The organism is Mesorhizobium sp. M0909, from assembly GCF_040319515.1.
Lineage (GTDB): Bacteria > Pseudomonadota > Alphaproteobacteria > Rhizobiales > Rhizobiaceae > Mesorhizobium.
In genome coordinates, this window is the sequence record NZ_JAMYOA010000012.1 from 140,128 (window position 1) to 160,526 (window position 20,399).

At 61.9% G+C, this 20,399-nt stretch carries 18 protein-coding genes; 7 read left to right on the forward strand and 11 right to left on the reverse strand.

What is annotated here, in order from left to right:
* Positions 1-117 precede the first annotated feature (117 nt).
* Positions 118-1,383, reverse strand: coding sequence for an NAD(P)/FAD-dependent oxidoreductase (locus tag NKH83_RS19720; protein WP_352806806.1), 1,266 nt, complete (start codon positions 1,381-1,383; stop codon positions 118-120).
* Between the two features lie 180 nt (positions 1,384-1,563).
* Between NKH83_RS19720 and NKH83_RS19725 the strand changes: the two genes are divergently transcribed.
* On the forward strand, positions 1,564-2,220 hold the full coding sequence (locus tag NKH83_RS19725) for a 5-formyltetrahydrofolate cyclo-ligase (protein ID WP_352478816.1): 657 nt from the start codon (positions 1,564-1,566) through the stop codon (positions 2,218-2,220).
* 12 nt (positions 2,221-2,232) lie between these two features.
* Here the strand turns inward: NKH83_RS19725 and NKH83_RS19730 are convergent, their stop codons facing one another.
* Positions 2,233-2,706: an Lrp/AsnC family transcriptional regulator gene (locus tag NKH83_RS19730; RefSeq protein ID WP_023675099.1), complete on the reverse strand. Its 474-nt coding sequence runs from the start codon at positions 2,704-2,706 to the stop codon at positions 2,233-2,235.
* Between the two features lie 157 nt (positions 2,707-2,863).
* On the opposite strand from NKH83_RS19730, the gene ald reads away from it, so the two are divergent.
* Positions 2,864-3,979 (forward strand): alanine dehydrogenase, encoded by a 1,116-nt coding sequence (gene ald, locus NKH83_RS19735; protein ID WP_352478815.1) that lies wholly within the window; start codon positions 2,864-2,866, stop codon positions 3,977-3,979.
* A gap of 197 nt (positions 3,980-4,176) precedes the next feature.
* Entirely contained in the window at positions 4,177-5,478 is a 1,302-nt protein-coding gene (locus tag NKH83_RS19740; RefSeq protein WP_352478814.1) for an outer membrane protein, read from the forward strand.
* 218 nt (positions 5,479-5,696) lie between these two features.
* On the opposite strand, the gene NKH83_RS19745 is transcribed toward NKH83_RS19740, so the two are convergent.
* From NKH83_RS19745 to NKH83_RS19770, 6 genes are all read right to left on the reverse strand, one after another.
* Positions 5,697-6,164 (reverse strand): DUF1203 domain-containing protein, encoded by a 468-nt coding sequence (locus NKH83_RS19745; RefSeq protein WP_254817179.1) that lies wholly within the window; start codon positions 6,162-6,164, stop codon positions 5,697-5,699.
* Positions 6,165-6,241: 77 nt separating this feature from the next.
* Positions 6,242-7,048: a 4-hydroxy-tetrahydrodipicolinate reductase gene (dapB, locus tag NKH83_RS19750; protein WP_352478813.1), complete on the reverse strand. Its 807-nt coding sequence runs from the start codon at positions 7,046-7,048 to the stop codon at positions 6,242-6,244.
* A 145-nt stretch (positions 7,049-7,193) separates the two neighbouring features.
* Positions 7,194-7,757 (reverse strand): GNAT family N-acetyltransferase, encoded by a 564-nt coding sequence (locus NKH83_RS19755; RefSeq protein WP_292655364.1) that lies wholly within the window; start codon positions 7,755-7,757, stop codon positions 7,194-7,196.
* Positions 7,758-7,762: 5 nt separating this feature from the next.
* Positions 7,763-8,614: a 3-mercaptopyruvate sulfurtransferase gene (gene sseA, locus NKH83_RS19760; protein ID WP_352478812.1), complete on the reverse strand. Its 852-nt coding sequence runs from the start codon at positions 8,612-8,614 to the stop codon at positions 7,763-7,765.
* 35 nt (positions 8,615-8,649) lie between these two features.
* Positions 8,650-9,393 carry an alanyl-tRNA editing protein gene (locus NKH83_RS19765; protein WP_352806812.1) on the reverse strand — a complete coding sequence of 248 codons (744 nt, stop codon included), beginning with the start codon at positions 9,391-9,393 and terminating at the stop codon, positions 8,650-8,652.
* Entirely contained in the window at positions 9,393-10,427 is a 1,035-nt protein-coding gene (locus NKH83_RS19770) for a cysteine synthase A (protein ID WP_352478810.1), read from the reverse strand. The genes NKH83_RS19765 and NKH83_RS19770 overlap by 1 nt, the downstream gene beginning before the upstream one ends.
* 214 nt (positions 10,428-10,641) lie before the next feature.
* Here NKH83_RS19770 and NKH83_RS19775 point away from each other — a divergent pair, with 214 nt between their 5' ends.
* Entirely contained in the window at positions 10,642-11,463 is an 822-nt protein-coding gene (locus tag NKH83_RS19775) for an SDR family oxidoreductase (protein WP_352806815.1), read from the forward strand.
* 236 nt (positions 11,464-11,699) lie between these two features.
* On the opposite strand, the gene NKH83_RS19780 is transcribed toward NKH83_RS19775, so the two are convergent.
* Positions 11,700-13,121 (reverse strand): DEAD/DEAH box helicase, encoded by a 1,422-nt coding sequence (locus NKH83_RS19780; RefSeq protein WP_352806817.1) that lies wholly within the window; start codon positions 13,119-13,121, stop codon positions 11,700-11,702.
* Between the two features lie 387 nt (positions 13,122-13,508).
* Between NKH83_RS19780 and NKH83_RS19785 the strand changes: the two genes are divergently transcribed.
* Together NKH83_RS19785 and NKH83_RS19790 are read left to right on the forward strand one after the other, a co-directional pair.
* On the forward strand, positions 13,509-15,041 hold the full coding sequence (locus NKH83_RS19785) for an acyl-CoA carboxylase subunit beta (RefSeq protein ID WP_352806820.1): 1,533 nt from the start codon (positions 13,509-13,511) through the stop codon (positions 15,039-15,041).
* A gap of 7 nt (positions 15,042-15,048) precedes the next feature.
* Positions 15,049-16,119 (forward strand): M48 family metallopeptidase, encoded by a 1,071-nt coding sequence (locus NKH83_RS19790; protein ID WP_352806823.1) that lies wholly within the window; start codon positions 15,049-15,051, stop codon positions 16,117-16,119.
* 43 nt (positions 16,120-16,162) lie between these two features.
* On the opposite strand, the gene NKH83_RS19795 is transcribed toward NKH83_RS19790, so the two are convergent.
* On the reverse strand, positions 16,163-18,166 hold the full coding sequence (locus NKH83_RS19795) for a hypothetical protein (RefSeq protein ID WP_352806826.1): 2,004 nt from the start codon (positions 18,164-18,166) through the stop codon (positions 16,163-16,165).
* A complete protein-coding gene (locus tag NKH83_RS19800) occupies positions 18,163-19,692 on the reverse strand; it encodes an NAD(P)H-hydrate dehydratase (protein ID WP_352478805.1) in 1,530 nt (509 codons plus the stop codon). Before NKH83_RS19800 ends, NKH83_RS19795 begins: the two co-directional genes overlap by 4 nt.
* A gap of 364 nt (positions 19,693-20,056) precedes the next feature.
* Here NKH83_RS19800 and NKH83_RS19805 point away from each other — a divergent pair, with 364 nt between their 5' ends.
* A complete protein-coding gene (locus NKH83_RS19805; protein WP_019857988.1) occupies positions 20,057-20,395 on the forward strand; it encodes a P-II family nitrogen regulator in 339 nt (112 codons plus the stop codon).
* Positions 20,396-20,399 lie beyond the last annotated feature (4 nt).

Below are 20,399 nucleotides of genomic sequence, written 5' to 3' on the forward strand. Positions count from 1 at the left end.
TTCCACGACGTGACAAGTCCTGCCCGAAGCAAAGCTTCGCGCCGAAATCCAGCCGAGTCCAGAAGCCGATTCCATCAAGAGGAGGTGACGCGCCGATGAATGTCCGGCAGCGAACAATCAGCCCTTATCGTCGTCGCCCTGGGTGATCAACCGCGCGCTGCGCTGACCGGTGAAGTAGATCCATAGCCAGCTCAGGGAAACCGCAAGCCGGTTACGAAAGCCGATCAGGAAGTAGATATGCGCCAAGCCCCACAGCCACCAGGCAAGCCGGCCGGTGAGCTTGATCCAGCCGAAATCGATGGCCGCGGCGCGCTTGCCGATCGTCGCCAGATCGCCGTCATGCCTGTAGCTGAAAGGACGCGGTGTCGCGTCACCGGCAAGCCTTGCCTTGATCGTCGCGGCGACGTGCCGTCCCTGCTGCTTGGCGGCGGGCGCGACGCCCGGCACCAGCCGGCCATCCGGCCGCAGGACGTGCGCTGCGTCACCGATGACGAAAATCTCCCGGTTTCCCGGCACACTCAGGTCGGGCTCGACAAGCACTCTGCCCGCGCGGTCCGCTGCCGCGCCGAGCCATTCGGCGGCCGGCGAAGCGGCGACGCCCGCCGCCCACAGGATTGTCCTGGCCGGCAAGTGTGTGTCGCCGAAGACGACACCCTCGGCATCGCAGCGCGTAACCGCCCGGCCGAGTTCGACGGTCACGCCGAGCCGTTCGAGCGCCTTCGTTGCATAACCGGAGAGTTCGGGAGCGAAATTGGACAGGATGCGGTCGCCGGCCTCAATCAGCACCACACGCGTCTGCCGCGTGTCGATGTTGCGGAACTCGCCGCGCAGCGTGTCGTGCGCCAGCTCAGCAATAGTGCCGGCCAGTTCCACGCCGGTCGGCCCGCCGCCGACGATCGCCAGCGTCAGCAATGCCTGACGGTTGGCGGGATCGGTTTCCCGTTCGGCCCGCTCGAAAGCTAAAAGAATACGCCGTCGAATGGTGGTGGCATCCTCCAGCGTCTTCAGGCCCGGGGCAAACGGTTCCCATTCGTCATGGCCGAAATAGGCGTGCCGCGCGCCGGTCGCCAGCACAAGCGTGTCGTAAGCGACCGTGCCGCCGTCCTGCAGCAGCACGCGCTTGCCGGTGCGGTCGATGCCGGTAACGGTGGCGAGCAGCGTCGTCACGTCATCGCGCTTGCGCAGGAGATGGCGGATCGGCCAGGCCACTTCGGAGGTGGCCAGCGCCGTCGTCGCCACCTGGTAGAGCAGTGGCTGAAAGAGGTGATGATTACGCCTGTCGATCATGGTGATGCGCACCGGCGCGTGGGCAAGTGCGCGGGTGAATTCGAGACCGCCGAATCCGGCGCCTACGACGACGACGTGATGGTTGGCTGTGTTCATCTCACTCATCCCTCTCGCCAAGGCTGATGTAAGTGTCGTTGTGCAGTGCAGCAATGCCTGCGCTGCAACTAACTGGGAGTCGTCTCTTGATGTCGTGAATACGCATGCTGCAGACTCGTTCCCAGATATAGCCTGCGTCCAGGATACGACTTGGTTGGAACTGTATATTGCAGGTGAAGCATGGCTAGGGATGAAGATGAAGGCTCAGCGCAGTACGCCTCGCCGCCTTGTTTTATGCACGAGCTCGACCCGGAGTTCCAAGCGCCGCTATCCGACTGGACCGACGTAAGGCGCTGGCGCAAGGCCGAGCGCCAGCGATTGATCGCATCCCGCCTTGCCGTTTCAGCCGACACGCGCGCAGCCATGTCGCAGCGCATTGCCGAAGGGCTCGACGCGATGATCGGTGACATCGCCGGCCGCGTGGTCAGCCTCTATTGGCCGTTTCGCGGCGAGCCGGACCTGCGCCCGTGGATGGAAACCGTCGACGCGCGGGGCGGGCGCACGGCGTTGCCCGTCGTCGTCGAGAAAGACCGGCCGCTTGTCTTTCGCGCCTATACCCACGGAGACCGGCTGGAGAAGGGCGTCTGGAATATCCCGATACCGGCTGACGGCGATCCGGTGTTACCCGACATCGTCATTTCGCCGATTGTCGGCATCGATCCTGAGCAGTTTCGCCTGGGCTATGGCGGCGGCTTCTTCGATCGTACGCTTGCCGCGATGCCCTTCAAACCGCTGGTCATCGGCGTCGGCTACGAACTGCAGCGCATCGTCACCATCTACCCGCAGCCGCACGACATTCCGATGGACCGTGTGGTGACCGAGGCAGTCAACACCTAGGCGAGTTCGGGCCTAGGCGAGTTCAGGTTTCATTCCCACCGCTGTGCGATCGACGATTTCGCGCAAGGCAAAAGACGAATTGATCTTCGTCACATGCGGCATTGCCGACAGCCACTCCTTGTGGATACGTTCGTAGTCGACGAGATCCTTTGCCGCTATACGCAGGATGTAGTCATATTCGCCCGACATCAAATGGCAGGATAGGACGTTCGGGCAGCGCTTTATCGCTGCCTCGAAATCCGACAACGTCTTCTCGAATTGCCCGGACAGCGATATATGCACGATCGCCGTCATCTGGTGCCCAAGTGCAGCGTTGGACAGCCGGGCGTGATAGCCGCGGATGGTTCCGGATTTCTCCAGATTGTCCAGCCGCCGCGAACAGGCCGACTGCGATAGGCCGACCTTCTCGGCGAGCGCTGCATTGGGTATGCGCCCATCCTTCTGCAACGTCTCAAGAATGGCGATATCAATCCTGTCGAGCGGCATTTTTGCGAGTTCCTGCGACAATTGCAATGTTTTGCGCAACGATTATCGAAGAGTCGCCTCTCAGGCAAGCGCATTCGCAAACACTTATCGAGCGATTCGTGGTTCACTATCTCTAGACAGGGAACGAGCCCCAAAGGGCCGGATCAGGAGAAAAAAGATGCGCGTCGGCTGCCCCCGGGAAATCAAGAATCACGAATACCGCGTCGGCCTGACACCGGGCTCGGTCCGCGAATATGTCGCGCATGGCCATGAAGTGCTTGTCGAGACCGGCGCCGGTGCAGGCATCGGCGCCGATGACAACGCGTATCGCGCTGCCGGCGCCACGATCGCCAAGACGGCAGCCGACGTGTTTGCCAAGTCCGACATGATCGTGAAGGTCAAGGAGCCGCAGGCCAACGAATGGGTTCAGCTCCGCGATGGCCAGATCCTCTATACCTATCTACATCTTGCCCCGGATCCGGAGCAAACCAAGGGCCTGTTGGCCTCCGGCGTGACCGCGATAGCTTACGAGACGGTCACCGACGAGCGCGGCGGCCTCCCGCTCTTGGCGCCGATGTCGGAAGTTGCCGGCCGCCTGTCGATCCAGGCGGGCGCCACGGCGCTGCAAAAGGCCAATGGCGGCCGCGGCGTGCTACTTGGCGGCGTGCCCGGCGTGCTCCCCGGCAAGGTCACCGTGCTCGGCGGCGGCGTTGTCGGCCTGCATGCCGCACGGATGGCGGCCGGCCTCGGCGCCGACGTCACTATTATCGACCGCTCGATCCCGCGCCTGCGTCAGCTCGACGACATCTTTGGCGGCCGCGTTCACACCCGCTACTCGACCGTCGAGGCGCTGGAGGAAGAATGTTTTTCGGCTGACATAGTCGTCGGCGCCGTGCTGATCCCGGGGGCAGCAGCGCCCAAGCTGGTGACGCGCGAAATGCTGTCGGGCATGAAGAAAGGAGCCGTGCTGGTCGACGTCGCCATCGACCAGGGCGGTTGTTTCGAGACCTCGCACGCCACCACCCATGCCGAGCCGACCTATGAAGTCGACGGCATCATCCATTATTGCGTCGCCAACATGCCGGGCGCGGTGCCGGTCACCTCGGCCCACGCGCTCAACAATGCTACGCTGCACTATGGCCTGCAGCTCGCCAACAAGGGCCTCAAGGCGCTGGTAGACGACCACCATCTGCGCAACGGGCTTAACGTCCACAAGGGCAAGATAACGAATCGCGCGGTGGCCGAAGCGCTCGGTTACGAACTGGTCGAGCCGAAGGCCGTTCTCGCGGCCTGATTTCCAACCGTTTGTTCCTGATGAGTCGCCGATGCTGTCGGCGGCTGCTTGTTCACAGGCAATTTTCTCGGTCTACAGCCGGTCTTGCCCGCATCTGGTGCCCGTTTGATGCAATGTGCTCTTTCTGTGGCTTTTTTGTTACAGCCGCCACAATGAGCCGATGCTACGTAGATGCCGGGTTCACCAGGGGCAGGGTAATGATCAGCAGAAAATTCACGAAATCTCTTCTTCTCGGCGCAGTTTCTGTTCTGGCGCTTGGGTCGGTCTCTCATGCCGCCGACGTGGTCGAACCGGTCGTGGAGACGGCGGGCTTCAACTGGAGTGGCATCTACGTCGGCTTTGGCGTTGGCGCCGGGGCGAACGTCCACGAGTTGAGCAGCGACTTCATTCCTGGGGTGTCGTTCAACGGTATTGGTGGCGAAGGCCTGTACGGTGAACTCACCGTTGGGTATGACTATATGGTGGCGCCGCGGTTCCTGATCGGCGGACTTCTGGACGCTCATGCCGGCAACATCGAAACCTCCCTCGACGTTGCTGGATTCGACGCATCGGTCAAAGAGACCTATGGTTTCGACGCTGGCTTGCGGGCAGGCTACCTCTTCACGCCAAACACTTTGGGCTATGTCCTTGGTGGCTATTCATGGCAGAAATACAAATTTGACACGAGCGCAGGTTTTGACTTCGACTGGGACCAGAGCGGCTACTTCGTCGGAGCCGGCGTCGAGACGGCCATCAACAGCAACTGGACCATCAAAACCGAATATCGTTTTACGCAATTCAGCACCAACGATGATGTCCTTTCCGAGTTCGGTGTACCGGATGGCGCAATCAACCTCGATACATCGCGTCACACGTTCCAGGTAGCAGCCAATTATCGTTTTGGCGCCCAGAATGGCGGTGTCTCTTCCTTTGAGGCACCTACCTACAACTGGACCGGCTTCTATATCGGCGGTGCGGGCGGCGCGGGTGCGTCGGTGCATCAGATCAATGTTCCGCCGCTTGGCGACCTGGAGTTCAACGGTATCGGCGGCGAAGGCGTGTTTGGCGAATTGAACGCCGGCTACGATCATGACTTCGGCAGCTGGGTTGCCGGCGTTATGGTTGATGCTCGCTACTCCGGCATGACCTCGGAGCTGGAAGTGCCCGGCGGGTCCATTAATCTGGACACCGACTATGGTTTCGATGTGCTGGGCCGGGTCGGTTTGAAGGTCAACGAATCAACCCTCGCCTATGTGCTTGGCGGTTACAGCTGGCAGCATTTCGATCTGAACGCATCTTCACCCATCGGCGACATCATCGATTGGGGCTCGAGCGGCTTCTCGGTCGGTGGTGGTTTGGAAGCGGCCGTGACCAACAACGTAACTGTCGGTCTCGAATATCGTTATTCGCAGTTTGCCGAGAAGGATATTCTGGAGGAGTTTGGAGGGCCGAGCGATGTCCTCACCACCACTCCTTCTTTCCACACCGTCCGTATCGGTGCGAAGTATAAGTTCAACTAAGGCCCTCCAGGCAAATCGTTCAAGCCCGCCGGCTAATCCCGGCGGGTTTTTTGTTTTGCGAACAATGCAGGCACAAAAAAGCGGAGCCAAAGCCCCGCTTCCTCGGTTATCGAGATTTCCGCCGATTCATCCGCGGTCGGCAAATCGATCGACAGTCTCTTTCTACCGCTTGTATGCGACGGGAGTGCGACAGGCCCAAGCCGGTGCAGCCTGTTCGGTTACGCGCGGTCGATCCGGCACTGATAGCAATTGTTGCGGGCCGAGCGGATGTGGACGTAAGCAATGTCGTCGCGTTTGAACAACGTCTCTGCCCGTGCGGCAATGGCGTCGGTCGGAATGACGCCGCCGCTACCGTAAACAATACGGTCGTCCTTGCCATAACCGCGCACGATGTAATCGCTGCTTTCGAGCATTTCTGGAAGCAACTCAACCTCGGCAGCGCGTTCGCATTCTTCCGCATGCAGAAAGATCGGCCCGGTTTCGGCATAAGGCTGCAGCTCCGGAAAAGGCCTATAGGCCAGAACAAGATAGGCTTCCCCCGCAGCAACATTCTTCAAGCAATGACGGCAAGGCACGCCGTCGCCGTCCGAAATCTGCCGCTCTGGCATCAGGCCATAAGCATCCGCCCCGCCGCGCTGAAGTGCCCGGACTGCGTCGGTTGGCAAGGCTTTGAATCTTATCGTCATGGCAAAATCTCCGGTGTCGTTGACCGGAAATTATGCTCGCAAGACAGAGCTTCCCACCCGATTCCTGCCGAAATGGATCAGTCCATCAGCGCGTCGAGACCGCGAACCAGACCCTTGATCTGCTGTACCCGTCTGATGGCGAGCAGCGTGCCCGCCACATAGGGTGCCGCGGACGAGCCGGCGTCGTGGCGGATGGTCAGCCGCTCGTCTGGCAGGCCGAACAGCGCCTCGCAGGACAGGATGTAGGACGGCAGGCGAAGCGCGTGCACTTGCACCCCCTCGCCTGCGCCGACCGCACCCCCGCGTGTAGCCGGCACGCCAGAGACCTCGGAGACCGGCTTTGCCGTTGAGGCCTTGCGGATGTCGGCCAGCGCCTCAGCAAGCTCCCGTGCGGTACCGGAGGGCGCGTCGGGCTTCTTTGCACTGGCATAATCGATGACCTCGACATCCGGCACGTATTTTGCCGCCATAAGTGCAAACCGCTTCATCAGCGTGGCGGTGATGGAAAAGTTGCCGGCGGCAACGACGCCGACGCCGTTGGCGCGCGCCGCGGCATCGATGTCGGCATAGTCGGCAGCACCCAGTCCCGATGTGCCGATCACAGCGTGCCGTCCCTTGTCGATGGCGAGCAGCACATGGTCTTTCACGACATGCGGCTTGGTGAAGTCGACCAGTACGTCCGACGGCGCCTCCAGCGCCTCGGCCAGCGAAGCCGAAACGACAATACCATTAGCCGGCATGCCAACCAGCAGACCGGAATCCTGCCCAGCACCGCTGCGGGACACGGCCCCGGCCAGCGCCATGTCGCCTTGCGCCGCGATCGCCGGAACTAGCGCCTTGCCGACCCAGCCCGTCGCACCGGCCATTACCGCCCGTATTGTCATCGTGCGATCCTCCATCACCATCGGTTTTTAGACGACAGCGATATGGAAAGTGCCCGGCTCATACAAGTCGGACCCGCCTTTGAGTGTTGATCCAGACCCTGGGCGTGGCAACGACAAGCTGAAGCCTGGATGAACGGGCCTGAAATCAGGGCCGCATGACGCTGGCCGCGCGCTCGGCGAAAGACATCGGATGCACGACCTCTTTTTTTTGCGCCACTGGCGTAAAGCCTAGTTTTTGATAGAGCGGCAGTGCTGCTGGGTGATCGAGGGTGCAGGTTTGCACGGTTACCCGCCTTGGCCCGTGCGACCACGCCGCGGCGATTGCCGCACCGAGGAACCAGCGGCCGATGCCTTGCCCGGTCGCGTGCTCCATCATTCCGAAATAAGCGAGTTCCACTTCCTCCGGCAAATGCGGCTTGAGGTCGAAGAAGCCGGCCGGCGCACCATCCAGATAAAGCACCCTGATGTCGCGGTCCTCGCGGTGAATGCCCGCCGCAAGCTCCTCGTCGCTCAGCCTCAGCACATTGACCCAGTGCCATTTGCGGCCGACCCGATCCATCAAATAGCGGTAGAAATGCAGCGGAATGTCTTTGGTCTTGAGCAGCGCGATCTGGCGGTTGTACGGCAGAGGCGGCGAATAGGCAGGCGGCACATGCATTTCGAGAAACGTCACGGTGACGTCGATGTCTTCCAGCGATCCGTCTTCCATCACCGTCAGTCCTTGCCCGTCACGACGGGCGTGTCGGAAAGCCCGCCCCATTCGGTCCACGAACCGTCATAAAGCCTGTTGTCGGCATGGCCAAGCGTCTCCAAAGCCAGCGTGATGGCTGCCGCGGTGACGCCCGACCCGCAGGAGGTGACGACCGGCTTCGACAGGTCGATGCCCGCTCCTTCGATCACGTTGCGTAGCCTGTCCTTTGGCAACAATTCGCCGTTTTCCGAAAGCGCCGAAAACGGCACGTTGTGCGCGCCCGGCATATGACCGGAGCGGATGCCGGGGCGCGGCTCCGGCTCGGTGCCGGCAAAACGGCCAGGCGAGCGCGCGTCGGCGATCTGGCTCTCCCCCGTCTCGACGATCCGGCGCATATCGGCAAGGCTGGCGACGCGGGCGGCATCGAAGTTGGCATAAAACACGCAAGGCGCGATCTTCGTCAGCTCCGCCGTCACCGGCCGTCCGGCGGCTTTCCAACGGTCGAAGCCGCCGTCGAGAATATAGACCTGGAATACGCCCATGACGCGAAACAACCACCAGGCGCGCGGTGCAGAAAAGAACCCTGGCCCGTCATAGACAACAATCGTGTCATCGGCCGAAATACCCATCGCGCCGACATATTGCGCGAAATGCTGCGGCGACGGCAGCGTGTGCGGCAGAGCCACGTCGGGGTCCGAAACCGCATCCTGGTCAAGGAAGCGGGCGCCTGGAATATGCGCTGCGTCATACTCCGCGCGCGCGTCGCGCTTTTGGGCCGGCAGATACCAAGACGCGTCGACAATCGTCAGGCCGGGCTTGCCGAGCTGCTTCTGCAACCAATCGGCATCGATGGTGAAAGGACTGTCGTCGGCCATCTTTTCTCTCCTGTCCCGCCTGTCGCAGTCCTATATCAGGCTGGCGGCATAGGACCAAAGCGAATGCGGAAGCGCCGGTTCTCGCGGCCCTTCTTCTCGATCTTGCCGATATGGATCTCGCCGATTTCGCCGGTGCTCTTTACATGGGTGCCGCCGCAAGGCTGGCTGTCGATCGAGGCGTTCTCGCCGATGCAGACCAATCGGATCTTTCCCGTGCCAGCCGGAGGCCGCACATTCTTGGATTTCACCAGGCCCGGATTGTATGCCAGTTCCTCGTCGGAAATGAGCCGGGTGAAGATCGGGTGGTCGGCCCGCACCAGCTCCATCAGTCTGGCCGTCACGTCTTCCTTGGTAAAGCCGGCGTCCGGGATGTCGAAATCGATACGGCTGTCGTCCTCGGAAACCGCCGCGCCGGTGATCGGGAACGGGCAGACGACGGTAAGCAGGTGGCAGGCAGAATGCATGCGCATCAGCAACTGCCGCCGCGGCCAGTCGATGGCGAGCCGCATGCGCTCGCCCACCTTTGGAACTGCCTGCTCCAGCGCCGGCACATGGATGATCTCGTCCTTGGTTTCGCCGGTGATCGTAGCGGCAATCGCTATGCCGGTGCCGTCGGCGCGCTCGAGGCTGCCGGTGTCGCCCGGCTGCCCGCCCGACGTGGCGTAAAACACCGTCCGGTCCAGAATGATGCCGCCGCGATCGTTGACTGCGACGACAGTGGCGTCGGCCGTCCCCAGATAGGCGTCGTCACGAAACAGCGCTTCGGTCTTGTGCGCCATCACGCAACCCTTTCGAACGGTACCGAAATCGTGCTCTGTTGCTCCATCCACCCCGGCACCGGCAGCTTCTTTTCGCGCAGGAATTCAGGATTGAACAGCTTCGACTGGTAGCGCGTGCCGTAGTCGCAAAGCATGGTCACGATGGTGTGGCCGGGGCCTAGCTCGCGCGCCAGGCGAATGGCGCCGGCAATGTTGATGCCGGTCGAACCGCCAACGCAAAGCCCCTCCTCCTGGATCAGGTCGAATATGATCGGCAGTGCGTCCTCGTCGGGGATCTGGAAAGCAAAATCGGGTGTAAAGCCTTGGAGATTGGCGGTGATCCGCCCCTGCCCGATGCCTTCGGTGATCGAACTGCCCTCGGATTTCAGCTCGCCGCTGGTGTAGAAGGAATAGAGCGCAGCCCCCAGCGGATCGGCCAGCGCTATCTTGACTTGGCTGTTCTTGGCCTTCAGCCCGAAACCGACGCCTGCCAGAGTGCCGCCGGAACCGACCGCCGACACGAAACCATCCACCTTGCCGTCGGTCTGGTTCCAGATTTCTTCGGCCGTAGTACGGATATGGCCGTCACGGTTGGCGACATTGTCGAACTGGTTGGCCCAGATCGCGCCGTTCGGCTCGGTCTTCGCCATCTGCTCGGCCAGCCGGCCCGACAGCTTCACGTAGTTGTTCGGGTTCTTGTAAGGCACGGCGGGCACTTCGATCAGCTCGGCGCCGAGCAGTTTGATTGTATCCTTCTTCTCCTGGCTCTGGGTGTCGGGAATGACGATCACCGTGCGGTAGCCGAGCGCCTTGGCAACCAGTGTCAAGCCGATGCCGGTGTTTCCGGCCGTCCCCTCGACGATGACGCCGCCGGGCCGCAGCAACCCACGCTGCTCCGCATCGCGGATGATAAACAGGCCGGCGCGGTCCTTGACCGACTGCCCGGGATTCATGAATTCGGCCTTGCCCAGGATCTCGCAGCCGGTTTCTTCCGAGGCCTTGTTGAGGCGGATCAGGGGCGTGTTGCCGATCACGTCGATCACAGAACGGGGCATGGAGATTCCTTTGTGGGTGCGGCGAAACCCTAGAAACCCGAAGCTTCGGTTTCAAGGCAAGAATTTGCCTGGTCCAGTCGCATTCGCACACTGCAATTCCTGCACCCAGGGGCGCCCAGCCGGTATTCATTTCAACGATGTACCGAAAAGCACTCTTTTCATTCGATTTCTTCACCGGTAGAGCGCAGGTTAAGAAGAGCCGGCGGGGCGCAGCATGACACTCTATTTGGCCAATCCGAAGCATGGCGTCGCCTGGATTACGGGCGGCAGCAGCGGTATCGGCCGTTCGCTGGCCAAGGATCTTGCCGCTCAGGGCTATGTCATCGCGGTGACTGCGCCCGATGACCATCCGATCGATACGCTCATCGTCGAAACGGCGCAGATGTCGGGGCGTGTCGCAGCCTTTCCTTGCGACGTGACCGACGAAAAACGCATGGCAGAGACGGTTGCAGCGATCGAGAAAAATCTCGGTCCGATCGTGTTGGCAGTGTTCAACGCGGGAAGCTATATCGCAACGCCGGGCGAGGATCTTGTCGCGCGCAATTTCCGTCGGTCTTTCGAAGTCAATTATTTCGGCATCATCAATGGCCTGGTGCCGGTCATCGAACGCATGCGCGTACGCTCGCGCGGCCATGTCGTGCTGATCGGTTCGGTCACCGCCTATTTCGGCTGGCCCACTACCGCTGCCTATGGCGGCACCAAGGCGGCAGTCAATATCCTGGCCGAGTCGCTGAAATACGATTTCGACAAGATGAACGTCCGCATCCAGGTGATTAATCCGGGCTTTGTCGACACGCGGCTGACTGAGAAGAACTTCCTGCCGATGCCGGGCTTGATGCCGGTCAACCTGGCCTCGAGCCGTATCGCGAAAGGCATCGAATGCGGCGGCTTCGAAGTCACTTTCCCACGCCGCCTGAGCTGGACGCTGAAGCTGCTCAGGATGCTGCCGAGGCCGTTCTCCCGATGGGTGATCAGCACGGTCACCCGCTGGAATGCGCGGCCGCTGAATTTCGACCGCAAGCCACCGGTCGAATAGGATCGGTGACGCGGCGACGGATCGTGTTTGCGGGTCGCTGGGGCGCCACGTCATTGCCGGCGACGCGATCGCGCCATCGACCACGGCTTCCCTCGCGCAGCGGACTGTCGTGTGGGTCGAGGCGGTGGTGAAGTAAACCAAAGGCCTCAAGCAAAGGGCGACCGAAGCATCACTCCGGTCGCCCTTTTCAATCGTGAGTGACCAAACCAGGCTTGGCCGGACGCAAAACGGTCAGGTTATGCCGCCCGCGCAGCCGGCCGCTTGCCGCCGAAGCGGCGCTTGTTGTTGCCCTTGAAGGGTTTGGCGCCTTCCGGCTTGCGGTCGCCCGCAAAGGCCGGCTTGTCGCCGCCGAAACGCTTCTTGGCGAAGCCCTTGTTGGCGCCGCCGGGACGCCTGCCGTCGCGACGGCCGTTGTGGTCGTTGCGATCGTTGGCCGGCTCGAAGCTGCGCTCGTTCTTCTCGGCCGGATTGCGCTGCGGATCGGGGCTGCCAAGATGATCGGCAACGATCGGCAGCTTGGTGCGGATGATACGCTCGACCTGGCGCAGCTTGGCGTTTTCCGAAGGGTCGCAAAGCGTGATGGCGATGCCATCCATGCCGTTACGGCCGGTGCGGCCGATGCGGTGGACATAGCTCTCCGCCTCGTCCGGCAGGTCGAAATTCACCACATGGCTAATGCCGGGCACATCGATGCCGCGTGCTGCAATGTCGGTCGCCACGAGAATTCGCACCGAGCCTTCGCGGAAATCGTTGAGCGCCTTCTGGCGGGCATTCTGCGACTTGTTGCCGTGGATAACGGCGGCCTTGAAGCCGTCGCGCTCGAGGTCCTTGGTCACCCTGTCGGCGCCATGCTTGGTGCGCGAAAAGATGATAACGGACTTCATCGCGTCATCGGCGAGCATCGTCGACAGCACCTGGCGCTTCTGCTTGGTGCGGGCAAAGACGACGCCCTGCACGATCTCCGCGGCCGCAGTGCTGTGGGGGGCGACTTCGACGCGGATCGGGTTCTTCAGCAAGCCTTTCGCCAGCTCGGCGATTTCGGCCGGCATGGTCGCCGAGAACAGCACCGTCTGACGGTCCGGCGCCGTCGCCCTGGCGATGCGCTTGACGTCGTTGATGAAGCCCATGTCGAGCATGCGGTCGCCTTCGTCGAGCACCAGCCATTTGGTGTCGGCAAGTACGAGATCGCCCTCACGCACCAGATCGGTCAGCCGGCCAGGTGTGGCGATCAGGATGTCGACGCCGGGTGCAACCTTCTTGACCTGGCTGAAGCGCGAGACGCCGCCAAGCACCAGCGCGGTCGAGACATGCGCGCCCTTGGCGAGAATCTTGATGGTGTCCTCGATCTGTACGGCGAGCTCGCGCGTCGGCGCCAGGATCAGCGCACGAGCCGTCTTCGGCCGGCGCTTGGTGCCAAGCGCGATGATCTTCGACAAGATCGGCAGCGCGAACGCCGCGGTCTTGCCCGAGCCGGTCTGGGCGATGCCGAAAATGTCGCGGCCTTCGAGCTGCGGCGGGATAGCCTGCGCCTGAATCGGCTTGGGATCGGTAAAGCCGGCGCCATGGGTGGCCTTGAGCAGTGCACCGCTAATTCCAAGTGCGGCGAAACCGGTCAGTTCCCCAGTGTTCTCACCGGTCAAAGTGTTTTCATTGGTCAAAATATTCTTCTTTCATGCGGCTTCTGGCCGCAAACATCGATGGCGGCAGGGCGCAACCTGCCGTCGAAAATTGTCATGAAACGACAAGGCGGGCGGACGTCATCGTCCACACGGCTGCGCTGTCGTGCCCGCAGGCTTCATGCCACGGGGCTTTTTCGCCACCTTGCCGGTATGTCGGGAAGAGGGAAAACAGACGCAACCAGTCTCATTCGTCGAGAAGGCCGGAGTTTCCCGGCCCAAGCGCCTATACCGCCGCATATGGCCCAGTTCGCTTCGGAATGCAAGGGGTCGGATGCTGCAGCGCAGCAAAAGCCATGGCGAAGCGGCGCTTGCGCTCACTTGCTGCCACGACTACCACAATCCAGCTTTCCGTTTTGGGGACCGGTCATGAAGGACGTGCTGAAGGAACTGGAGCGGCGCCGCGAGATCGCCCGCATGGGCGGCGGCCGAGCCCGCATCGAGGCCCAGCACAAGAAGGGCAAGCTCACCGCCCGTGAGCGCATCGACGTCTTCCTCGACGAAGGCTCGTTCGAGGAGTTCGACATGTTCGTCGAGCACCGCTCGACCGATTTCGGCATGGAGAAAACCAAGATCGCCGGCGATGGCGTCGTTACCGGCTGGGGCACTATCAACGGTCGCCCGGTCTATCTTTTCGCCAAGGATTTCACAGTGTTCGGCGGCTCGCTGTCCGAGGCACATGCCGAAAAGGTGGTCAAGGTGCAGGAGATGGCATTGCGCAACCGCGCGCCGATCATCGGCATCTACGACGCCGGCGGCGCCCGCATCCAGGAAGGCGTGGCGGCGCTCGGCGGCTACGCCGAGATCTTCCAGCGCAATGTTCTGGCCTCCGGCGTCATCCCACAGATTTCGCTGATCATGGGCCCTTGCGCAGGCGGCGACGTCTATTCGCCGGCGATGACCGACTTCATCTTCATGGTCCGCGGCACCTCCTACATGTTCGTCACCGGGCCGGATGTGGTGAAGACCGTCACCAACGAGACAGTCACCGCCGAAAGCCTCGGCGGCGCTTCCGTCCACACGACGAAGTCCTCGATCGCCGACGGAGCCTACGACAATGACGTCGAGGCGCTGTTGCAGATGCGCCGGCTGGTCGATCTGCTGCCCGCCTCCAACACGGCGGAAATTCCCGAGATCGAATGCCACCAGTCGGTCACCGATCACGATCTGTCGCTCGACAGGCTGATCCCCGACAATGCCAACAAACCCTACGACATCAAGGAGTTGATCCTTAAAGTTGCCGACGAGGGTGACTTCTTCGAAATCCAGCAGAATTTTGCGAAAAACATCGTCACCGGCTTCGGCCGTGTCGAGGGCCGCACCGTCGGCTTCGTCGCCAACCAGCCGATGGTGCTGGCCGGCGTGCTCGATGCCGACGCCAGCCGCAAGGCGGCGCGCTTCGTACGCTTCTGCGACTGCTTCTCGATCCCTATCGTCACCTTCGTGGACGTTCCGGGCTTCCTGCCCGGCACCGCGCAGGAGTATGGCGGGCTGATCAAACATGGGGCCAAGCTTCTGTTCGCCTATGCCGAAGCGACCGTCCCAAAGATCACCGTCATCACCAGAAAGGCCTATGGCGGCGCCTATGACGTTATGGCATCAAAGCATTTGCGCGGCGACATGAACTATGCCTGGCCAACGGCGCAGATTGCCGTGATGGGCGCCAGGGGCGCGGTCGAGATCATCTACCGCAAAGACATCGGCGATGCGGAGAAAATCGCTGCGCATACAAAGACTTACGAGGATCGCTTCCTTTCGCCCTTCGTTGCCGCCGAGCGCGGCTATGTGGACGAGGTGATCATGCCGCATTCGACCCGCCGGCGCATCGCCCGCGCACTCAGGATGCTGCGCAACAAGCACATGCAGAACCCCTGGAAGAAACACGACAATATACCGCTGTGAGGCGCTGATGTCGCGCCTGATCCTCTACATGGGAGCGCGCTTCGGCAGGTTTGCCGTCCTGCTTTTCGCTCTGCCGCTGTTCTGCCCAATAGTCTTATGGTTCTGGTTTCTCGACCGGCATCCGCTCGCCGTCATCGCGGCTGGCGCTATTGCGATCCCATCTGCGATGCTGGGCATGGTTCTGTTGATCGGGACATTGTTCGCCGGTTTTCGACCCAGCAAGGTGGAGGGGATCGCTCGGGAATCAGCCCCGAAATTATGGGCCATCTGGGAGAGTATTGCCGGCAAACACCGCGCCAGCCGGACTACCATCGTGCTGAGCCCCGATCTCAACGCCAGTATCGGTGAAGAGCGGCCGTTTCTGGGGCTGCTTGGCCGTAGGGCGATTCTCACCATCGGCCTTCCTCTGCTCGCAGTGACCGACCAAAAGGCTTTTGCCGCGATCTTGGTCCATGAGAACGCACATCTGAGAAACAAGGACACAAACGGCGGCCTCAACCTGGCCGAACTCGAAAAAAGCTTCGATCTAATCTTCGACTTCGCTCCTCCGGGAAAAACCGTTTCGGGCAGCCTGTTCTACTGGATGCTTGGTCCGCTGTCGCGCACGCTGGAGCGCGAAGAAATACGGTTGTCGCGGCGGGCGGAAATTGACGCGGATCGCCATGCAGCGATGTCCGGCGACGCATATGAAGCGGCCCGCGCCCTGCTACTGATCGGTGCTGCCAGTGCGTTTTTCGATGATCAGGTCTACAGTCCGATCCGGCGTGAACTGCTTGGCGCCATGACGCCGCCTCGTCCACCACTCGAAAGGATCCTCGCGGCGGCAGTTCACTTGTCGAGACTTCCCATCCTGCAGGAGTATGCGCAAAAAGCGTGGGACACGCCCGATAACGAAAGCGCGGACCATCCGCCCTGGTCCGACCGTCTGATTGCTCTTGGATTTAGCTCGGTTCCAAAGATAGAACCAATTCTGGTTTCCGCCTTGTCGAGCTTGCTGAGCGATACGATCGTCGCCGAACGCGTCCGGCATTTCGACGGTGAATGGACATCGAACATCGCCGACGACCTCGATCGATAGCTGTCCGCCTGGAGCTACTGCGGCCAATGTCAGAGTCGTCGGCCTATTCCGCTTCCGCCGCTCCGAACCCGGCTCCCATCGTCGCGCTGACAGCGCCCGACCACGGCGTGGCGTGATTGTCGATGCGCATCTGGAAGATGAAATAGGTCGGCGAGCAGAAGCCGATGCCTTTCACCTTGCCGATGCCCGGCGTATCGGGCGGCAGCGACTGGCACATGTAATCCTCGCGACAGAAATGGTCGGCCGAGCAGGCGGGACGATTACCACGATTGACAGCGCCGCCCAGGCACTGGTCGAAATTATTGGTCGCCACGCAGGTGTCGAATTTTTTGCCGCCGACCAATCCGCAAATCTCGTTCGGCATCGGCTTGCCCGGTTTGAAGGCGGCAAAGCTGCGATCCCGATCGTCGCAGCCGCGATAGGCGATACCCGCCGGCACGCCGATCTTCGGCGGTCGGCAGGTGTAGCCAGTACGCGAAATGCCTGGCGCGAACGCCGCGAACTGGCCGGTGATGATATAGCGGTCATTGAAAGGTTGCGCCGGGTTGCTGGTGATCGAGCCGGTCAGGCACGGATGGCCGGAGAATATGTTTTCGCTGTCCTTGGGCAACAGACATTGCGCCAGCTTGGTGCGCACGCCGGACGCGGTCGCCAGCGGCGTGCAGACGGTGCCGCCGCCGCATTGCCAAGTCGCGCCGAAACGGGCTGCATCTTCCGGCATGAAGCACGGCATCGCCATTTCGGCCGGCGAATAGGCAATTTCGCTGGCATCGTTCCATGTCGCCGGCGGCGCGAAGGACAGCGGGCGGAAGCGGTTCGGTTCCTTGCCCCCGGCAGTCGCGCGCAGCCAGGCGACGCGGCGCGGGACATCGGCGTGAAGATGCGGTGAGATACCGACCTCGATGCGGTTGAGCGGCGAGGTCGTCTTGTCATCCAGGCCGATAAAGTGGAACCCGGCGGTCGAACCCGCCTGATGGCAGCCTTGGCAGGCGCCATTGTCCAGCCGCTCGACCAATGCCTCTGGCGTGCGCACCAGCTTCCGCTTGGAATAATCAAGCCCGGCTAAATCCGCGGGCTGGAACAGTGGCGTGAACGGGTGGTTGGCCTGCCTTGCGCTGCCGAAAGTCGACCATGAGACTACCTTCTTTGCCAAGAATTTATCGGGGATTTGGTAGACGCCGGAGTCGATTGCCGCGACATTGGTGCGGACATAGTCGGCAAGTCTTGCTTTCAGCGCAGCGTCGTCGGCGAGACGTGCCGTGTCGGGCGTGTTTTCCAGCGGTCTTTCACTGACAGCCCCGCCGTCGATGCCGAAAATGCGCATGAGATAGGCGGCCTGTCCGCCGAATTCGGTCTCCTGGCCGGAGGGGAAGCGGACCACTTGCGCATTGAGCTCGAGCTGCTTGAAGGTGAGCGCCGCTCTTTCCAGCGGCCCGCCGATCAGCCAGCCGGCATCGACGCTCTCGTCGAGTTGTGGTGCCCAGCGTCCGGCGACGCCGACACAACCGCCATCGGCATCCGGCGCGACATTGTAGATGGCACTGAAATTGAACGGCAGGCGCGAGGCCAAAACCTTGCCGTTCTTCTTGAAGCTGTAGGCGAGGCGATAGATGAAGCGCACTTCGCCGCAACTCGTGTCGCCTTGCAGCGCGGCGAAGTCGCGCCGATCGAGCCGGTTGACTATGCCGACGAGACGGAAGCGCGCGGCATCGGTCCTCAGCCAGCGCATGTCCATGACACGGCCGACATTGCCGTCGGTCACCTCGTAAAGCGGCCGGCCGCCGGCCTTCATCTCGGCCCACAATGCTGCGACGTCGCTTGCAATCGTTTCGACGATCGCATGATAGGCCGGCGCCTTGTCGTAGAGAGTCTTCAAATCGCCCTTGCCATCGACGCCGAAAATGCCGGCGAAACCATAGCCGTCGCTGTCAAGCTCGGCGAGAACGGCCGGGTCGTCGACGATGGTTAGCGGAGTTTCGGCGTTCGCGGCATGTACCATGGACATGGCACTAATGATCGCAACGAGCAGCGCAATCAGGCGGTTCATTCGGCAGCCATCCCGCGGCTTTCAACGAGTTCGCGCAGCACCGCCACCAGCGCCAGCGGCAGGTCCTCGGCGATCAGCCCCGGTCCGAAACGGCTGCCGGTCTCGGCATGGATCCAGACTGCCGCACAGGCCGCTTCGAAGGCTGGCATGCCCTGAGCCAGCAACCCGGCGATGATGCCCGACAGAACATCGCCCGAACCGGCCGTAGCCAGCCATGAGGCACCATTGCTGTTGATCGCTGCCCGGCCATTGGGGGCCGCAATCACTGTGTCGGCGCCCTTGTAGACGAGGATAGCACTGGCACGCTTAGCGGCGGCGCGGGCCTTGGCGAGCTTGGACAAATCGTGGTGCCCGGCGACATCGGGAAAAAGCTTGGCGAACTCGCCCTCATGCGGCGTCATCACCAGAGCCGGCGTTTTCGGTCGACGGGCGGCTTCGAACAGGGCATCCGGCGCATCGCGAAATGAGGTGATGCCGTCGGCGTCGAGCACCAGCCCGTCCATCCCGCTGCCCTGCCCATGGGCGTTGCCGAGTATGATCAGGGCAAAATCGCGCGTTTTCTTCCCGATGCCAAATCCCGGGCCAAGCACGAAGGCCGATGGGCGGCGGCTGCCGACGAATTCGTCCACATCCGCGATAGTGTCTATCTTGTGCAGCATGACCGAGGTCAGATGCGCCGCGTTCACCTGCATGGCGTTCGCCGGCGACAGCAAGGTGACGGCCCCTGCCCCGCTCCGGGCCGCGGCAAGCGCCGACAGCCGCGCAGCACCCGTCGCCGACGGTCCGCCGGAAAAGACGCCAACATGGCCGCGCTTGTATTTATGGGCGTCGACCGCCGGAACCGGAAGGCGGTCAAGCCAGAGCGCCGGAATGTTCTCGAATGTTCGCGGTTGAAGCTGCGCAACGATGCTGTTGTCTATGCCGATATCGGCGAGCTCGATGTCGCCGCACAGCTCGCGCCCCGGCAACAGCAGATGGCCTGGCTTTTTTCGCGCGAAGGTCACCGTGGTCCGGGCCCGGAAGGCCTTTCCTAACACATTGCCGCTCTCCCCTGAAACGCCCGACGGCAGGTCGACCGCCACAACCGGCAAGTTCAATTCGGCCGCAATGTCGATCACCTTGGCGGCGTCGCCGGACAGCGGCTTGGACAGCCCCGCCCCATAGAGCGCGTCAACCACGACGGAGCCCACCTCGGCAACGAAATCCGACAGCGGCCGAGCTTCAACCGGGCATTCCGAGGCAGCGAGTGCCGCATCACGGCCGCCTTTGGGCGATCCGGACGCCCACACAGAGACATCGACTGCGCTCTCCCGAAGGATGCGGGCCACGACATAGCCGTCGCCGCCATTGTTACCGGGGCCGCAAAGCACGTGGACGCGTGCCGCCGCCGGGTAGCGCTTGAGCACTACGGCGGCAACCGCGGCGCCGGCATTGCGCATCAGGCCAATACCGTCGAATGGACCGGCGGCAATCGCCAGCCGGTCGGCCTCGGCCATTTCGGAGGGAGACAAAAGTTCGTTGCTCATGAAATATCAGGCGACATGCACATCATTTCCCCAAGCATTGTCCAGTTTTTGATCCGACGCAAACAACGAAGGTCCCCAAGCAAATTTGGCGGCGCACCTCGTTCGGGACGAGGGCGCGCAGCTGCTCATGAAATATCCGATCTGCCCAATTTTTGTGCGGACGGCAGGACCGGCGGTGTGTAGGCTCGCGGCGTTCATGGCACATCCGACGCAGCGAATGATGCGAATGTACATTCCTGCGCGGCATGGTATCCAAATCATGTGAGGCTGCTCGGCGCTCCATCAATTGGCACAGTTCGTGCTTGATTGGGGCGCAAGCGGGGCTCACAACCCGTCTTTTTTGGCAGTGGAGGCCACTTTTTACATGAAAAAGATCGAAGCGATCATCAAGCCGTTCAAGCTAGACGAAGTGAAAGAAGCGCTTCAGGAGGCCGGGCTGCAAGGCATCACCGTGACCGAAGCCAAGGGCTTTGGCCGCCAGAAGGGCCACACCGAGCTTTATCGCGGCGCCGAATATGTCGTCGACTTCCTGCCAAAGGTGAAAATCGAGGTCGTGCTCGGCGACGATGCGGTCGAAGCCGCGATCGAAGCTATCCGCAAGGCGGCCCAGACCGGCCGTATCGGCGACGGCAAGATCTTCGTCTCGAACATCGAGGAAGTGGTGCGCATCCGCACCGGCGAAACCGGCATGGACGCCGTCTGAATTT

Bases quoted from the DNA above. Each gene is read 5' to 3' on its own strand.
- NKH83_RS19775 (WP_352806815.1), top strand. From the start codon at position 10,642: ATGACACTCTATTTGGCCAATCCGAAGCATGGCGTCGCCTGGATTACG.
- NKH83_RS19765 (WP_352806812.1), bottom strand. From the start codon at position 9,393: ATGGCGCACAAGACCGAAGCGCTGTTTCGTGACGACGCCTATCTGGGG.
- NKH83_RS19745 (WP_254817179.1), bottom strand. From the start codon at position 6,164: ATGACGATAAGATTCAAAGCCTTGCCAACCGACGCAGTCCGGGCACTT.
- NKH83_RS19785 (WP_352806820.1), top strand. From the start codon at position 13,509: ATGAAGGACGTGCTGAAGGAACTGGAGCGGCGCCGCGAGATCGCCCGC.
- sseA (WP_352478812.1), bottom strand. From the start codon at position 8,614: ATGGCCGACGACAGTCCTTTCACCATCGATGCCGATTGGTTGCAGAAG.
- ald (WP_352478815.1), top strand. From the start codon at position 2,864: ATGCGCGTCGGCTGCCCCCGGGAAATCAAGAATCACGAATACCGCGTC.
- NKH83_RS19770 (WP_352478810.1), bottom strand. From the start codon at position 10,427: ATGCCCCGTTCTGTGATCGACGTGATCGGCAACACGCCCCTGATCCGC.
- NKH83_RS19740 (WP_352478814.1), top strand. From the start codon at position 4,177: ATGATCAGCAGAAAATTCACGAAATCTCTTCTTCTCGGCGCAGTTTCT.
- NKH83_RS19720 (WP_352806806.1), bottom strand. From the start codon at position 1,383: ATGAACACAGCCAACCATCACGTCGTCGTCGTAGGCGCCGGATTCGGC.
- NKH83_RS19725 (WP_352478816.1), top strand. From the start codon at position 1,564: ATGGCTAGGGATGAAGATGAAGGCTCAGCGCAGTACGCCTCGCCGCCT.
- NKH83_RS19800 (WP_352478805.1), bottom strand. From the start codon at position 19,692: ATGAGCAACGAACTTTTGTCTCCCTCCGAAATGGCCGAGGCCGACCGG.
- NKH83_RS19795 (WP_352806826.1), bottom strand. From the start codon at position 18,166: ATGAACCGCCTGATTGCGCTGCTCGTTGCGATCATTAGTGCCATGTCC.
- NKH83_RS19755 (WP_292655364.1), bottom strand. From the start codon at position 7,757: ATGGAAGACGGATCGCTGGAAGACATCGACGTCACCGTGACGTTTCTC.
- dapB (WP_352478813.1), bottom strand. From the start codon at position 7,048: ATGACAATACGGGCGGTAATGGCCGGTGCGACGGGCTGGGTCGGCAAG.
- NKH83_RS19730 (WP_023675099.1), bottom strand. From the start codon at position 2,706: ATGCCGCTCGACAGGATTGATATCGCCATTCTTGAGACGTTGCAGAAG.
- NKH83_RS19790 (WP_352806823.1), top strand. From the start codon at position 15,049: ATGTCGCGCCTGATCCTCTACATGGGAGCGCGCTTCGGCAGGTTTGCC.
- NKH83_RS19805 (WP_019857988.1), top strand. From the start codon at position 20,057: ATGAAAAAGATCGAAGCGATCATCAAGCCGTTCAAGCTAGACGAAGTG.